The 1,283-nt window shown below is 47.1% G+C and carries 1 protein-coding gene; it reads right to left on the reverse strand.

What is annotated here, in order from left to right:
- Positions 1–482: 482 nt before the first annotated feature.
- Entirely contained in the window at positions 483–1,112 is a 630-nt protein-coding gene (tmk, locus tag BOW53_RS12610) for a dTMP kinase (RefSeq protein WP_078488321.1), read from the reverse strand.
- Between the last annotated feature and the right edge of the window lie 171 nt (positions 1,113–1,283).

The following is a 1,283-nucleotide window of genomic DNA, read 5'->3' on the forward strand; positions in this document are numbered from 1 at the left end:
AACTGGAAAAAGAAAGTAATCTCAGGCCATAATCCGGCTATCTAGGCGGGTCAATATTAGATGCAAAACCTGGGTCAGTTTTAACTGCAAATCAACAGCGACGGCTTGTAACGCGCTCTTTAGCCTGGTTGCAGCACCTTTCGGCGCTTTCGCTTGCTTCAAGAAAAGGTCGAACCCATAAAAAACCTCTGCACTGAGTTGCAAGAGACTGGTCAGATGTAGTTCTTTGGGGTTTTTCTCTATCGTATAGCATCGCGTAGTCGAACAGAAGATTGACGGCCTTTCTGAGTTCAATACCCCTTAGAGTACGTTCGATCAGGCACGAAGCTAACGAATAGGTAGTGAAGTCCAGCACTAAAATCACAGCCATGCGCAAATCGCGAATGATCTAAATAGTTGCAGGGGATAGTCCTACCATCTGCTGATACCACACTTTCCACATCTGCATGGGCTGTACGATAAGGCACTGAATACTCCCTGGCTTACTCAGCAACCACTTCATCGATAACCGATAGAACATCGGATATGACTCGCTCAAGCGACTGTGAGGCGTCTATCACGACAAAGTGCTCGGGGTCATTTTTTGCCTGCTCCAGGTAGCCGTCACGGGCCTTATGCAAAAAATCCATTTTCTGCGTTTCCATCCGATCCAACCCTTCTCCGCGTGAATTAACGCGTTCAAGACCTGTCACTGGGTCTAAGTCAAGAATGATCGTCATATCAGCGCGAAAACCATCCAAGGCCATCTCGTTCAATTGTTTAATGAGGCTTAAAGGCAGCCCTCTTGCATAGTGCTGAAAACTGACGGTGGCCGAATCAAATCGGTCGGAAAGTACAATCTTTCCTTCTTGGATAGCAGGCACTATTTTTTCCTTAACGTGCTGTGCGCGAGCAGCAGCAAACAACATGAGTTCAGTTGTGTCGCACATTTCAGGGGTATCAGGACTAAGTACAATCTCGCGGAGTTTCTCCCCGATAGGGGTGCCGCCTGGCTCCCGTGTAACAACTACCTCACGGTGACCAGATTTAAGGTGCTCTTCAATTGCCTGGATAATCGTGCTTTTGCCTGCTCCATTACTACCATCACAGACAATCATGTGACCTTTTTTCATATCTATTACCGTCCTTTTTTAGGGCACTATCAACCCATCGGTTTACATTGCAGACTAACCGAAAATAATATCAGGCGGTTTCGGATAATAAGTGCAATTGGTAGTTGAAGGGCCAGCTGGTAGAGTCGGCGCTTCTCCCGACCAAGAGACGAAGCACTTATGAGCTACAAC

Origin of the sequence: Solemya velesiana gill symbiont (genome assembly GCF_002020805.1) — a bacterium.
Lineage (GTDB): Bacteria > Pseudomonadota > Gammaproteobacteria > Chromatiales > Chromatiaceae > Sedimenticola_A.

What these genes read in the sequence shown, in the direction of transcription:
- tmk (WP_078488321.1), bottom strand. Translation starts at nt 1,112, where the DNA reads ATGAAAAAAGGTCACATGATTGTCTGTGATGGTAGTAATGGAGCAGGC.